Source organism: Streptomyces iconiensis (genome assembly GCF_028657195.3).
In the GTDB taxonomy this organism is placed as follows: Bacteria; Actinomycetota; Actinomycetes; order Streptomycetales; family Streptomycetaceae; genus Streptomyces; species Streptomyces iconiensis.
In genome coordinates this window covers 95,089-107,983 of the sequence record NZ_JANCPR020000002.1, presented here as the reverse complement: position 1 = coordinate 107,983, position 12,895 = coordinate 95,089, and the positions used below count along the sequence as shown (strand labels likewise).

Genomic DNA, 12,895 nt, shown 5'->3' with positions numbered 1-12,895 from the left:
CGCCGCGCCGGCCGGTACGGTGCGTCCCGCGCTCGGCGGCGGCGGAAAGAACGTACGCAGAGCGCGGGCCGTGACGCAGCGGGTGTTCCTTTGTGCGGAACACCGGATCGCGTCAGCCCCCGGCGGTCGCGTCCCGTACGGGCCCCTCACATGTCCAGCAGGGTGAACAGGCCCGCCACGGCGGGCGCCGCGGGGTCCACGCGCACGGTGTCCCAGCCGAGCGCCGCGGCGGGTGCGAGGTCGAGTTCCACGGAGTCACCGACCATGACGCGCCGTTCGAAGTCGCCCTCCCCGATCAGGCGGAAAGCGCGCGGATCGGGCTTCTTGGGCCCGCCGTCAGCGGTGAACAGCGCCCGGTCGTACGTCTCGGGCACCTTCGACTGCCGCAGCAGTGCCCGCATGAGGCCGCCCGGCAGATAGCAGTTGGACAGCACCCCGACCGTGTGCCCCGCGTCGGACACCCGGCGCATGGCGTCGGCGACCGGCTCGCACAGGGCGTACTGGCCGGGGTCGGCGCAGCCGAGCGCGTGCCACAGGGCCCGCTCCATGGCGGGTACTCGCCGTGGTGCGCCCTGCTCGCGCAGCGCCGCGTCCAGCAGGTCCATGGTCGCTGGCTGGAGCGCGTACGGGTCCGACATGGCGGTGAACACGGCGCCGTACACCGTCCGTACGACAGCGCCCGCGGTCCGCCGGTCCAGCTCCAGAACGTCGGCGAGGCCGGCGGTGAACTGTTCGGGGTCCGGCAGCGGCCGGGACGTGACGAGTGTGCCGAAGCAGTCGAAGACCACGAGCGCGGGCATGGCGTGCCTCTCTGATGTCGCACGTGCCTGACGTGCGGGGGGTGAGCCGGGGACGGGACCGGTGCGCGCCGCCGGTGGACGCGCCCGCCGGGTGGACGCGCCCGCCGGGACCGGCGCGGGCTGCCCCGGCGGGAGGGCCGGTCAGGACCAGGAGAGCTTGCGCTGGTCGGCCCGGAAGAAGGCCAGGGTCACGGCGCCGAGACCGGCGGCGAAGGCGCACAGCACGCCGGCCGGGAGCAGCACGGCCGATACGCCGCCGCCGTCGAGGATGACGGCGGAGAACCCGCGCATGGCCCAGTAGCTGGGGACCCCTGGCGCGAGCGGGCCGGCCCAGTCCGGCAGGGCCGACTGCGGGGTCAGCGCGCCGCCGAGCCCGGCGAAGACCAGCGCGAGGATGTTGGCGATGACACTGAGTTGGGAGATCGTGCGGCACAGCGCCACCAGTGCCATACCGACCATGACCACGCACAGGGCCAGTGGCACACCCACCACGGCCAGTGCGGCGTAGGAGCCGGACACCCGGAGGCCGAACAGCAGCGCGCCCGCGCCGAAGATGACGGCGAGTTGCACGACGGCGGTGAGGAGGGGAACCACCAGCCGGGCGGCCAGGAGTTCGACCGACCGCGCCGGGGAGGCCCTGAGCCGGTCCCAGGTGTTCCAGCCGTGCTCCCGGAACATGGCGAAGCCGACGATGTTCACCAGGAAGAACAGGAACATCACCGCCATGCCGGGCACGGCCTGCTCGGCGCCGTTGGCGTCGGGGACGTCGTCGGCCCGGAGCGCGGCACGGAACAGCGGCAGCATGAAGCCCATGATGAGCAGCGGCATGACCGTACGGACGACAAGTGGCGCGGGATCCCGCGCCAGGAGCCGGAAGTCCTGCCGGACGAGTGCGGTGATCCGTCCCGGCGCCCCGTCACCCATGGTGTCCCGCCTCGATCCTGTCCTCGGCCGGCGGCTCCGTGCCGTCGCCTGCCGGTGTTGTGCCGCTGCCGCTGCCGCTGCCGCTGCCGCTGCCGCTGCCGCTGCCGTCGCTGCAGCCGGCGGCCGTGGCCTCCCGGACGGCGTCTCCTGGGTGTGCCCCTGTGGGCCGGCGCCGTCCGGTCAGGTGCAGGAAGACGCTGTCCAGGCTGGGCTGTACGACCCGCATGGTGACCAGCTGCCCCGCCGACTCGCCCAGCGCGGCGAGCACTTCGGCCATGGCCAGGTGAGGCCGCTCGACGCGGACGTGGAGCACCTCGTCCTCGCGGGTCACCGGCCAGGGAAGGCTCAGCGCGGGAGGGCTGCCGGAGAAGACCAGTTCCACACCGCTGTCCCCGTGGCGCCTGACCAGTTCCCCGACCGAGCCGCGCGCGATCATGCGGCCGTCGTCGAGGACCGCCACTTCGGCGCCGAGCGCCTCGATCTCGGGGAGGTAGTGGGTGGAGTAGCACACGGCCGTGCCGCCCGCCGCCAGTTCCCTGACGTACGCGATGAGACGGGCCCGCGTCTGCACGTCGACGCCGGCGGTGGGCTCGTCGAGCAGCACCAGGCGGGGCCGGTGCAGCAGGGCCATCGCGGTGTGCACGCGACGCTGTTCGCCCCCCGACAGGCGGGAGACGCGGCGGTCGAGCAGGGCGGTCAGCGCGAGCGGTTCGGCGGCCTCCTCGATACGCGCGCGTGCCGAACGGCCGCGCAGGCCGGCCAGTTCCGCGAAGAAGCGCAGGTTCTGGCGCACGGTCAGCGGCGGGTAGACGCCCAACTCCTGCGGGGCCAGGCCGAGTTCGCGGCGGGCCCGGCGCGGGGCGCGGACCGTGGAGTGGCCGTGCACGTCGATCTCGCCGGCGTCCGGCCGGATGAGCCCCGCGACCAGGGACATCAAGGTCGTCTTCCCGGCACCGTTGTGCCCGAGCAAGCCCACGATCTCGCCCTCGGCGATCTCAAGGTCGACGTGATCGAGTGCCGCCGTCGCGCCGTACCGCTTGCTGACGCCGCGCACGGCGAGCGCAGGTACGGGGCCGCCGGTGCCTCCCGGCCGTGGATCAGTCGGCACGGCGGGTCCACGCGTCGGGCAGCAGCGGGGGCAGACCCACACGGTCCATCAGCGGCTGCCAGGTGCGGGCCAGCTTGAGGCCCCGCATCATGCCGCTTCCCGACCGGACGTCGGGCAGCGGTTCGGCGTAGCCGAGCAGGGCCTCACTGGCACGCAGATGGCCGCGCAGCCGCTCCAGCCACTCCTCGCCCCGTTCCCCCGCTGCGTCCAGGCCCTCAGAGGCGAGCGCCATTCCGTCCCGCGCCTCCTCGCCGGAGATTCCGGCGAAGGGGTCGAAGGCGGCTTCGTCGTGACCGTAGGTCAGCTCGCCCGCGGTGCGCAGCCCGCGTACGGACAGGGAGAGCTGTACGAGGTCGTACGCCATCAGGACGGCGACCTCGCTCTGTCCGGCGGCGACGGCTCCCTCGACATCCTCCAGGCGGGCCCGGCAGCCGAGCAGGAGCCGCGCTGCGCCGTGGGCGCGGAAGGTGAGGAGCCGCCGCAGATCGGCCGCGGTCTCCCCGGAAGCCGCGGCATCGCCGGACGCCGCGGCATCCCCGGAACCGGAGGCCGCCTGGGCGCTCGTGAGGGTGCTGGAACTCGTCACGCGGGGACCTCCGGGTCGGGGTGGGCGACACCGAGCCACACCATGTTGTGGGTGAACAGCGACAGCAGGTCCTCGGGGGGAACGGTGCCGGCCGGGCCCGACCAGATGACCGCTTCGCTGTCGTCGGGCGGCAGGCCGCGCCGCCGGACCTCCAGGGCGCGCAGCTGCCAGCGGTCCACGACCGTCCGGTCGTCCAGCTCCATCGCGCCGGCGCCGGTGGCCCAGCGCAGAACGGCGTGCAGTGGTGCGGCCCCGCCGACGAGCTGCTCGACGATGTCGAGGCAGCGCGGTACCCGCTCGCGGGGGTCGGCGGGCGTGAGCGTCTCGCGGAGCAGGGCCAGTCCCTCGGCGTCCCCGAGCACCTTGAGCTTCTCGCCGACCCACTTGGCCGCGAAGTACAGCTCCCCTCCGGCGGCGGCGCGGGCGTTGAGCGCGGCGCCGACAGCTTCCCTGGCCCGGATGCCGGCGGCCAGGGGCTTGGCGCCGAGCAGCCAGCCGGCGGCCAGCGCGAGACGGTGTGCCTCCACCGTCCACCACTGCCGCACAGCCTCCCGCAGCCACGGACCGCGCAGCCCCGCGTGCCAGTCGCCCCACGGCGAGGTGACGACGAGGGGCAGTCCGAGTGCGAGCCGGCTCGCGGTGTTGAGGGCTCGGCGCCGGTGGTTCCAGGCGTCCTCGGTGACGGTGGCGAACCGTGGCCACGGCACGGTGGGCAGCTCGGCTGTGCTGGCCTTGACGGTGCTCGCCCTGCGGATGCTGACGTCGATCAGCGTGCCGTGCTCGTGCGACTGGATGGGAAAGCGGATCAGGTTCTCGTTCTCCACGAGGACCAGCAGGTCGAGATCGCTGCGGATGTTGCCGAAACCGGCGAGCACCGATCCGGCGGCAACCGCGAGGGCTGGCGTTCCCATGCCCTGGTCGGCTTCCTTGAGCACCGCGTCCTTGCTCATACCCCGCATGTCCAGGAAAGCGCCGAGGCGTTCGTCCAGGACATCGGGTTCAGGGAACGCGACGGCGCCGACGGGTGTGGTCTCCATAGGGTCGGTGCACCTTTCGGATACGGACGGCGACGGTACGGCGGGAGCTGCCCCGGGCCCGTCTCCCAGGTGTCCGGCGGTCACCGGGCCCGGTGACCCCGCTGCCCGGCGCAGCCTCCCAAGCCCGGCCGACCCGGTTCAACGAACGTTCCGGCAGCCGGAACACCACTTCTCAGCGGTGTGCGCGGGGGGTTACAACCGTTGCTCCAACGGTTTCGGCTCCCACCGCCTGGCGGCCGTGCCACGGCACCGGATCCGCCGGACCAGGAGAGGACGGTCCAGATGACCGCGAACGCCAGGAACGGGACGCCCCGGGGCGTCCTCGACGCGACGCGCAGACACCTCTCCCCACAACTGGCCCTCGTCTACGGGATGAACGGCTCAGGTGCCGTCGAGATGAGCGGCGAGGGCGCGCGCATACGGCTCTCCGACGGCCGCCGTGCGCTGGACTTCGGGAGCTACGCGGTGACCCTGCTCGGGCAGCGCCACCCCGCCGTCGTCGAAGCGGTGCGCCGCGAGCTGGACGCGATGCCGGTGTCCAGCCGCGTACTGGGCAACAGGGCGACGGCCGCACTCGCCGAGGCGCTCGCCGGCTGGGCCGATCCGGGACGGCTGACGAAGGTGTGGCTGGGGCTGAACGGCTGTGACGCCGTGGAGGCCGCGCTCAAGCTGGCACGCCGGGCCACGGGCCGGCACCGTGTCATCGCCGTCGAAGGCGCGTACCACGGCAAGTCCCTCGGCGCGCTCGCGGTGACCTGGAACGCCCGCTACCGCGCCGGGTTGGAGCCACTGCTGGCCGGGGTGACCCACATCCCTCCGGACATCTCCTCGATACCCGGCGCCTTCGCCGACGGCGAGGTGGCCGCCGTGCTCGTCGAACCCGTTCAGGGCGAGGGCGGCGTACGGCCGCTGGACCCCGCGTTCCTGCGTGCGCTCTCGGACACGGCCCATGCGCACGGGGCCTTCGTGATCGCCGACGAGATACAGACCGGACTGCGCCGGTGCGGCCCCCGGCTGGTCAGTACGGAGGCCGGGACGGCGCCCGACGCCGTACTGCTCGGCAAGGCGCTGGGCGGTGGTGTGCAGCCGGTGTCAGCCGTCGTGGCGACACCTGAGCTGTACGCGCCGCTGTCAGCCGACCCGTTCGCGCACACCACCACGTTCTCCGGGCATCCGCTGGGCGCCGCAGCCGGTGTCGCGGCCCTCGCGGCGGTGGAGGAACTCGCCCCGCGCGGTGAGCGGTTGGCCGAGGTCTTCGGTTCGGGGCTGGCACGTCTGGCCGAGCACCACGCCGGGCTCGTCACTCAGGTGCGCGGGCGGGGGCTGCTGTGGGGCATGGAGTTCGCCACTCCCGCCGTCGTGGGGGACGTGCTGATGGAACTCGGCAGGCGGGGCCTTGTGGTCTCGCCCTGTCTGGGCCGGCCGGAGGTGCTGCGGCTGCTGCCGCCGCTGGTCGCCACGGACGAGGACGCCGAGGAGGCCCTGGCCGTCCTGGACGCCGTCTGCGCCGCGGTTCCCGACGAGTTCAGGACGCCGGCGGCCGAGGCCGCCCCCACACCGAGGAGCCCGACCGTGCCGCACACCGCACAGCCAGCCGCATCCGCCGGCCCGTCCGGCGCGGCCACCGGAGGTGCGCGGTGACCGCGGGCCCGGGCGCCAGGCCCGGCACCGACGCACTGGCCGACCAGCCCGGTGCCCAGTACCGCTATCACCGCGATCTGTTCCCCGCGCTGCACGACTGGGAGAACACCGAGCGGTCCATCGTCGCGTTCACCGGAGAGACCGGGCCCGAGGGCCTCCTCGGCCTGGACCAGATGGGCCATTTCGGGCCCCAGGGCTGCGACTTGGCCGCCGAAGCCGTCGTCACCGCGCGCGGTGGCCCCGGCGGCACGGTGGACCTGTGCGAGCTGGGCAGCGGTTTCGGCGGCGCGCTGCGGTACACGGTCGACCGGCTCACCACCCGCGGGATCGCGGTGGGACGCTCCTACGGCGTCGACCTCGTCCCCGAGCACTGCGAGGTCAGCGCCCGTATCAGCCGAGCGCAGGGACGCGAGGGGATGACGGAGCTGTGCGCCTCGGCCACCGCCGTTCCCCTGCCCGCTGCCTCGCTCGACGCCGTACTGATCACGGGCTCGATGCCGCACTTTCCCGAACCGGGCGAGGTCCTGCGTGAGGCCGGGCGGCTGCTGCGCCCCGGTGGGCTGCTCGTCCTCACCGAGGAAGTGAGTCTGAAGCCCGGCGGCGGAAACCCCTCGGAGGCGTTCCGTGCGGTTCATCCGCGCGGGGTCTTCTTCCTCACGTCGCTCGCCGGGCGCCTGGAGCAGCTGGACCGGGCGGGCTTCGTCGGCGTGGAGCGGCGGGACGTGAAGGAGTGGGCCGTCTCGCTGCTCACCGACCGGCTGAAGGTGGTGCGGATCTTCCGGGGGAGTGTCGCGGGGATCTACGGGGACGCGTCGGCCGACCGTATCCGGGACACCCTCGCGGCGGCCCGTGCGGAGTACCTGGCCGGCGGGCTGCTGCCCACCCTCTTCACCGCACGGAAGGGCTGAAGCGGCGCCCGCTGACAAGGACCGCTGCCCCTCGCCCCTCCGGAGCGGTGAGCCACGGAGCGGCGAGGCCGCGGGGACCGCGGGGACTGCGGCGGCGTGGCATCAGGAGGCGGACACGAGTTCGGGGTTGCGCTGCAGGGCACGGGAGACCGCGGCGCACGCGGCACGCAGATGCCACGCGACCCTGCCCACCTGCAACTGGGCCTTCGGACCCGCGACGGCCAGCGCCCCGGCAGCCGAACCCGAGGCCGTCAGCACGGGCGCGGCGACGCCGACGGCGACGGCCGCGCTCCGGATGGCCACGAACCCCTGCCGCTGCACCCGGGCCGCCTCGCCGTCCGTCATCCGCGCGCTCAGGTACGGGAGGACGTCGTCGTCGGCGCCGTACGCGTGGAAGACCCTGGTCGCCGCCTGGCGCGAGGCCCAGGTCTCCGCGACGCCGAGTTCGGAGCCGGCACCGTATGCCCGCCGCACGGCGTCCACCAGCGCCGCGTCGGGACCCAAGGTGTCGGAGATGAAGACGAAGGAACTTCCGCGGGTGAGGCGGTGCAGCTGCTCGGCGTAGGGGAACGCCAGGTCGCGCAGCATGAGTTGTCTGGGGACCCGGGCGCCCAGCATGAACAGACCCACCCCGAGCCTGAGCCCCTTCTCACCCCGCTCCAGCATGCCCTCCTGGACGAGTTCGGCGATGATCCGGTGAGCCGTCCCCTTGGGCATGTCGGCTCTGCGCGCGATTTCGGAGAGAGGGAGTTGCGATTCGCCCGGCCGGAAGCAACGGAGAATACTCAGACCGCGCGCGAGCATGGAGCGAGCGTTCATGTCAGCGGACAACAGGGACTTCCTCCGAATCTGGAATGGAGCACGGATCACGCGCGACGTGGAGTGTCTCTAGCCGGCCCCCTGGGCGGCAGGGGCGCCGGATGCATGCCGGGCGAGCAGTTCGCCGGCGTTGTCCACCACCTTGCTGATGGCCTCGGCCCAGCCCTTCATGAGTCCTGGCCGGTCGTCGGAGTAGACGGGCAGCCGCAGCGCCCGTGCCAGATAGCCGTCGACACCCGGGAACTCGGTGCCGTCGTAGACCCGGTAGGCGTTGTCCCCGGGGTGGTAGGTACCGGTGTGCCAGGTGGCGCTCTGGAAGGCGGCTTCCCGGTGCAACGGGGGCGAGGTCGGCCGGGACATCGGGACGCCCTCGGCCCGGACCGCCTCGGTGAAGACATCGATGGGCAGGCCGCCCAGTTCCCCGGGGACGTAGCGGGGCTGGTAGCTGACGTAGTGCGCGACGCGGTCGACGTGGTCGCGGCGCACGGGCGGGGTGATGCCCGGTATCGCCTCCAACAGGGCGCCGAGCAGCGAGTAGTTGCTCTCGCGCGCGGTCAGAACCGCGTCGAGCCGGGACAGGGCGCCGCGGGCGAGCGCGGCCCCGACGGGGTGGATGCGGTAGTTCAGCCCGAACCCGGTCCGGCCGTAGGCCCCGTACTCCTCGCTGGTGACGTCCTGCTCACCGCGGTCGATGCAGTGACCGAGCATGACAGCGCGCTCGTAGATCCTCCGGTCGTCCGTGACCAGAACGCCGCCCTCGCCCGCGGCGACCTGCTTCTTGGCCTGGAGGCTGAAGGCGGCGACATCACCGTGCCGGCCGACGGGCCGGCCGGAGCACGCCGCGCCGTGCGACTGTGAGCAGTCCTCCACCACCGCCAGGCCGTGCGCACGGGCGAAGGCGGTGATGCGTGCCATGTCAGCGGGAAAGCCCATGAGGTGGGTGACCACGACGGCTCTGGTGCGGGGGGTGAGGTGGGCGGCCAGGCCGCCGGCGTCCAGCATGCCGGTCTCGGGGTCCACGTCGGCGAGTACCGGAACGGCGTTGCAGGTGAACACCGGCATGGCCGTGGCCAGGAAGGTGTAGGCGGGTGCGATCACCTCGTCGCCGGGGCGCAGGTCGAGGCCGAAGAAGGCGGAGTGCAGGGCCGAGGTGCCCGAGTTGACGGCGAGGGCGTGGGCCGAACCCAGAAGGGACCGGTATCCGTTCTCCAGGGCCTGGACCTCGCCCTCGCTGCCGTTGTACGTGATCTCGCCCCGCCTGAGCAGCGCGGTCACCGCTTCGATGTCGTCCTCGGTGACGTTCGGCCACTTCGGCCGCTCCACCGGCTTCAGCAGGGGCTCTCCGCCATGCAGTGCGAGTCGCGTCATTCCCGTTCCTTCCTGAGCAGGTCCTGAATGTCCTGTGAGGTACGCAAGCGCAGGCACGGCACGGCGCGGGCCTCCATACGGGCGCAGAGTGCGGCGTTGGTCCTGCGGACCCGGGGGAACTCCCGGTGTGCCCAGAGCAGCAGCCCCACGGCGTTGCCGGGCCGCTCCCGGTTGCCGTTCCACAGCTCCTCCCGGGTGCGCAGCCGGCTGAGGGTGCGCCGGGCCAGCCGGGCGGTGGTCGTCGGACGTGGCAGGTCGACCCAGAGGACGCTGTCAGCCAGCTTCTCCAGCACCGGGTGCGCCGCCCCGTACTGGCCGTCCGCGATCCAATCCCCCTCCCGTTCCAGGGCGTTGACGTCGGCGAGGAACGCGCTCTCGGGGCGCCGCTCCCAGCCGGGGGCCCAGAACATCGCGTCCAGTTCGTGGTGCGGCACGCCGCGGGCTTCGGCCAGTGCCCTGGCGAGAGTGCTCTTGCCTGCCCCGGAGGGCCCGATCACCCATACCCTGCCGCCGGTCAGCCGCACGGCCGCGAGCCTGTCAGCCGCCAGGCGCCCGGCAGGGCACGCGGGCCGGGGGACAGCAGCGCGCGGGGGGCCCGCCGGAGGTTCGGGTGCGCGGCGAGGAGGGCCGGGATCGCCGGACGTACGGTCATGGTCGATGCCTTTCGCAGGGGGCGTGTCCGCTCAGCAGCCGGGTCAGCGCGAGGGCGCCTTCGCCCAGCGCGGAGAAGTCCTGGCGGAGTTCGAAGCCGGGGACGTCGGAGGCGGCCAGGGCGAGCAACTCCCGGCGCACGCACGGGAGTACGGAGGAGAAGTGCGGGAGCAGGAAGTCGGCGTGTTTGACGGCGGCGGGCAGTTGGTTGGCCTCCAGCCGGGCGAGAACGTCCCCCGGGTCCAGGGGGATCAGTCCGCCGGCTCCGGCGCTGAAGCGGGGGAAGACGAGGGCGCTCACCGGGGACTGGGCGAGCACGGGAGGGCTGCCGGTCAGCTCCCGCAGCTCCGCCGGGCGCAGCAGGCGGTCGGCGTCCCCGGGCAGGCCGACGGCTGCGAACGTGTCACCCCGTACGGACACCCGCCGGGGCCACCCCCGTCCCTTCCAGCCCTCTCCGGCCGTGCGCAGGGTGACGTCGTCGTTGCCGACGAACCGGTGTCCCGCCCGGAGCGCGGCCAGCACGGTGGACGTCTTGCCCGACCGCTTCGGGCCGAGAACGAGGGCACCACGCGCTTCCCGTGCCACCAGGCCGGCGTGCAGGAAGACCTCCGGGTCCTCGGTGTGCAGCAGCCGCAGCAGGATGCGTACGAAGCGGACCAGGTTGTGCAGGAGGAAGTCGTGCGGCATGGCCGGGTCGAACAGCAGCTCCCGCGCCGTCCCGTCGCACCAGAGCCGGGTGGGGGGCTCGGTGCTGTTGGTGATGACCGTCTCCTCTCCCCGCGGGAGTCCCCGCCGGGCGACGCCGACGCGCCAGCGCGCCGGGGGAGCCTGGAAGGCGGGGACGACCTGGACGAACGGTGCGAGCGAGGCCCTGACATGCCCGGCGACGGCGGGGCTCGCGTCGAGTTCCACGGCGTGTTCGGGGGTGCGGCACACGTACCGGGTCACCGGGCCGGTCACCGGCCGGTTCTGTCCGGAACGGCGGCCACGACCTCCGACAGGACGCCGCGGACCGTGGTGGCGCCCTCGGCCCGCCAGCCCAGGTACCAGTCGAGGATGCCCGGCGCGTGCCGTGCCACCTGCCGCAGATAGCCGGGCGACGGGACGAAGTTCAGCTCCAGGACGGGGAGGAGGGCGCGCAGTTCGCCAGGACCGAGCGGCTCGTGCGCTGTCGAGGCGGTGAGCACGGCACGCGCCCGCTCCGGCAGCACCTGGAAGCTGCCGCGGGCCCTGCGGGGCAGGAACAGCACGGCTCTGGCCACGTCGTAGACGCGGGAGCGCAGTTGGAGCGCGTCCCAGTCGAGGACGCAGGTGAGCGCGCCGGAGGCCGAGTACAGCAGGTTCGAGCCCGCGACCTCCCCGTGTGTGAGGACGGCGGGGAGGTCCTGGTAGCCGTCGAGTTCGGCCCTGGCCCTGTGCAGCACCGCCGAGTAGGCCCGCTGCGCGTGCTTCCGTACGGCGGGCGTGACATGGGGGGCCGCGATCTCGTCCACCTCGTCGAGCGCGGCCTGGAGAGGGCGCTCGGTGGTGAGCCAGAACTCCAGGTTCTGTGTGGCGCTGTGGCCCCCGGCGGGGAGTCCGTCGACCGGTATGCGGTGCAGCGCCGAGAGGAAGGCGCCGGCCCGCTCCAGGTCCTGGGGACGTGCGGAGTCGAAGGGCCTGCCCTCCCGCCAGGGCCGCAACTGCCACACGGAGCCGCCGGTACGGGCCGAGGTGGCTCCCTCGACCGTCAGCAGCGGCGCTGCGACGGGTATCCCGGCCGCTGTCAGCCGGGGCAGGGCCGCTCTCTCGAAGGCGAGCCATTCCGGAGTGACATCGCGGCCCAGACGCTTGAGCGCACCAGGCCCCCCGGGTGTCTCCACGTACCAGACCTGGTTGACGCTCTCCCTGTTCAGGGACCAGGCCGGGCAGGTGCCGAAGCCGTAGTGGCGGGTGAGGACCTGGGCCACGGCCGGGTCGCGCACGGCCGACCAGGTGGGCTCTTCACTCACGCCCGTCGGCCGCCTGACGAGCGTCATGCTCCCCCGACTTGCGTACGAACGCCTGGAAGTCGTGCAGCGCCGTGGACTCCTTGGCGCCGGACTTGGGGCTCTTGAAGAGGAAGGCGCACACCGGGTCGATCACCCCCACCATGCCCTGCCGTGCGGCGCAGTGGGCCACGCGCACGGCGTTGGCCAGTACCGCCGCCGCGTTGGGGCTGTCCTCGACCTCCAGGCGGACCTCCATGGAGACGGGGGCGCCGATGATGCTCTCGCCCTCGATACGCAGGAAGCCCACCTTGCGGTCGCCGAGGTGCTTGACGAAGCCGTTGGGTCCGGCGGCCACCTCACGCGAGTCGATGCCCGCGTTGGCGAGGGCCTTGCGCTTGGAGAGCTGCTTGGACCGGGAGCGTGCCGGGTCGGAGAGGTTGAGGAAGTCGGTGTTGCCGCCGACGTTGAGCTGGTAGTTGTCCTTGACCTCGACGCCGCGGCTCTGGAACAGCTCGATGAGCGCGGTGTGCAGGGTGGTGGCGCCCAGGTGGCTGCGCAGGTCGTCGCCGAGGAGCACGACGCCGCGCTCGGTGAACAGCGCGGCGAGTTCGGTGGAGTTGGCGACGGGCTCGGGGGTCGCGTTGATGAATCCGGCGCCTGCCTCGGCGCTGGCCCGGGCGTACGCGGTGACGGCCTCGGTCGAGCCGGTGGGCAGCAGGCACACCACCAGGTCGGGCCTGGCCTCGGCCATGGCGGCTGCGAGCGAGGTGACGGAGGCGCCGGAGACCTCGGCATGCGGGCTGACCACGGTGCCGAGCGTCCCGTCGAGCCCGTCGAGCAGCGGTCCTGCCTGGACGGTCATGCCCTGGTGGGGCACGACGACGTGCCGCACGGCCGCGGTACGGCCGGCGTGTATGGCCTCGGAGAGGTCCTGGCCCACCTTGGTGCTGTCGACGTCGAACGCCGCGACGAACTCGACGTCTCCCAGCCGGTGACCACCGATGTGTTCATGCATCAGACCATTGGCGGGCCCTCCACATTCACGGTCCAGTACCACGGACTGCACGAGACTGGAGGCGCAAG

General features: G+C 73.0%; 14 protein-coding genes. 2 read left to right on the top strand and 12 right to left on the bottom strand.

The genetic code is table 11. The features are described 5' to 3' along the window. Window positions 1-146 precede the first annotated feature (146 nt). The 5 genes from NMN56_RS02180 to NMN56_RS02160 all read right to left on the bottom strand — a co-directional run bounded on the left by NMN56_RS02180 (window position 147) and on the right by NMN56_RS02160 (window position 4,455). On the bottom strand, window positions 147-800 hold the full coding sequence (locus tag NMN56_RS02180; protein WP_274043608.1) for an HAD family hydrolase: 654 nt from the start codon (window positions 798-800) through the stop codon (window positions 147-149). A gap of 141 nt (window positions 801-941) precedes the next feature. Then, a complete protein-coding gene (locus NMN56_RS02175) occupies window positions 942-1,724 on the bottom strand; it encodes an ABC transporter permease (protein WP_274043609.1) in 783 nt (260 codons plus the stop codon). After that, window positions 1,717-2,832: an ABC transporter ATP-binding protein gene (locus NMN56_RS02170; RefSeq protein ID WP_274043610.1), complete on the bottom strand. Its 1,116-nt coding sequence runs from the start codon at window positions 2,830-2,832 to the stop codon at window positions 1,717-1,719. The genes NMN56_RS02175 and NMN56_RS02170 overlap by 8 nt, the downstream gene beginning before the upstream one ends. After that, window positions 2,822-3,418, bottom strand: a complete 597-nt coding sequence (locus tag NMN56_RS02165) for a hypothetical protein (protein WP_274043611.1) — start codon at window positions 3,416-3,418, stop codon at window positions 2,822-2,824. The genes NMN56_RS02170 and NMN56_RS02165 overlap by 11 nt, the downstream gene beginning before the upstream one ends. Then, a complete protein-coding gene (locus tag NMN56_RS02160; protein ID WP_274043612.1) occupies window positions 3,415-4,455 on the bottom strand; it encodes a hypothetical protein in 1,041 nt (346 codons plus the stop codon). Before NMN56_RS02160 ends, NMN56_RS02165 begins: the two co-directional genes overlap by 4 nt. Window positions 4,456-4,737: 282 nt before the next feature. On the opposite strand from NMN56_RS02160, the gene NMN56_RS02155 reads away from it, so the two are divergent. Continuing rightward, window positions 4,738-6,096: an aspartate aminotransferase family protein gene (locus NMN56_RS02155; RefSeq protein ID WP_274043613.1), complete on the top strand. Its 1,359-nt coding sequence runs from the start codon at window positions 4,738-4,740 to the stop codon at window positions 6,094-6,096. Further along, entirely contained in the window at window positions 6,093-7,004 is a 912-nt protein-coding gene (locus tag NMN56_RS02150) for a class I SAM-dependent methyltransferase (RefSeq protein ID WP_274043614.1), read from the top strand. Before NMN56_RS02155 ends, NMN56_RS02150 begins: the two co-directional genes overlap by 4 nt. Before the next feature lie 102 nt (window positions 7,005-7,106). On the opposite strand, the gene NMN56_RS02145 is transcribed toward NMN56_RS02150, so the two are convergent. The 7 genes from NMN56_RS02145 to NMN56_RS02115 form a co-directional block, all read right to left on the bottom strand. Further along, the gene (locus NMN56_RS02145) at window positions 7,107-7,808 is read right to left on the bottom strand and encodes a helix-turn-helix domain-containing protein (RefSeq protein ID WP_274043707.1); all 702 of its coding nucleotides are present in this window, start codon (window positions 7,806-7,808) and stop codon (window positions 7,107-7,109) included. An 84-nt stretch (window positions 7,809-7,892) separates the two neighbouring features. Further along, entirely contained in the window at window positions 7,893-9,191 is a 1,299-nt protein-coding gene (locus NMN56_RS02140; RefSeq protein ID WP_274043615.1) for a DegT/DnrJ/EryC1/StrS family aminotransferase, read from the bottom strand. Continuing rightward, the gene (locus NMN56_RS02135) at window positions 9,188-9,715 is read right to left on the bottom strand and encodes a P-loop NTPase family protein (protein WP_274043616.1); all 528 of its coding nucleotides are present in this window, start codon (window positions 9,713-9,715) and stop codon (window positions 9,188-9,190) included. Before NMN56_RS02135 ends, NMN56_RS02140 begins: the two co-directional genes overlap by 4 nt. Then, the gene (locus NMN56_RS02130; RefSeq protein ID WP_274043617.1) at window positions 9,706-9,843 is read right to left on the bottom strand and encodes a hypothetical protein; all 138 of its coding nucleotides are present in this window, start codon (window positions 9,841-9,843) and stop codon (window positions 9,706-9,708) included. Before NMN56_RS02130 ends, NMN56_RS02135 begins: the two co-directional genes overlap by 10 nt. Then, window positions 9,840-10,802 (bottom strand): phosphoenolpyruvate carboxykinase (ATP), encoded by a 963-nt coding sequence (locus NMN56_RS02125; RefSeq protein ID WP_274043618.1) that lies wholly within the window; start codon window positions 10,800-10,802, stop codon window positions 9,840-9,842. Before NMN56_RS02125 ends, NMN56_RS02130 begins: the two co-directional genes overlap by 4 nt. Next, window positions 10,799-11,833 carry a phosphotransferase enzyme family protein gene (locus NMN56_RS02120; protein ID WP_274043619.1) on the bottom strand — a complete coding sequence of 345 codons (1,035 nt, stop codon included), beginning with the start codon at window positions 11,831-11,833 and terminating at the stop codon, window positions 10,799-10,801. The genes NMN56_RS02125 and NMN56_RS02120 overlap by 4 nt, the downstream gene beginning before the upstream one ends. After that, the gene (locus tag NMN56_RS02115) at window positions 11,826-12,827 is read right to left on the bottom strand and encodes an inositol-3-phosphate synthase (protein ID WP_280842771.1); all 1,002 of its coding nucleotides are present in this window, start codon (window positions 12,825-12,827) and stop codon (window positions 11,826-11,828) included. The genes NMN56_RS02120 and NMN56_RS02115 overlap by 8 nt, the downstream gene beginning before the upstream one ends. Between the last annotated feature and the right edge of the window lie 68 nt (window positions 12,828-12,895).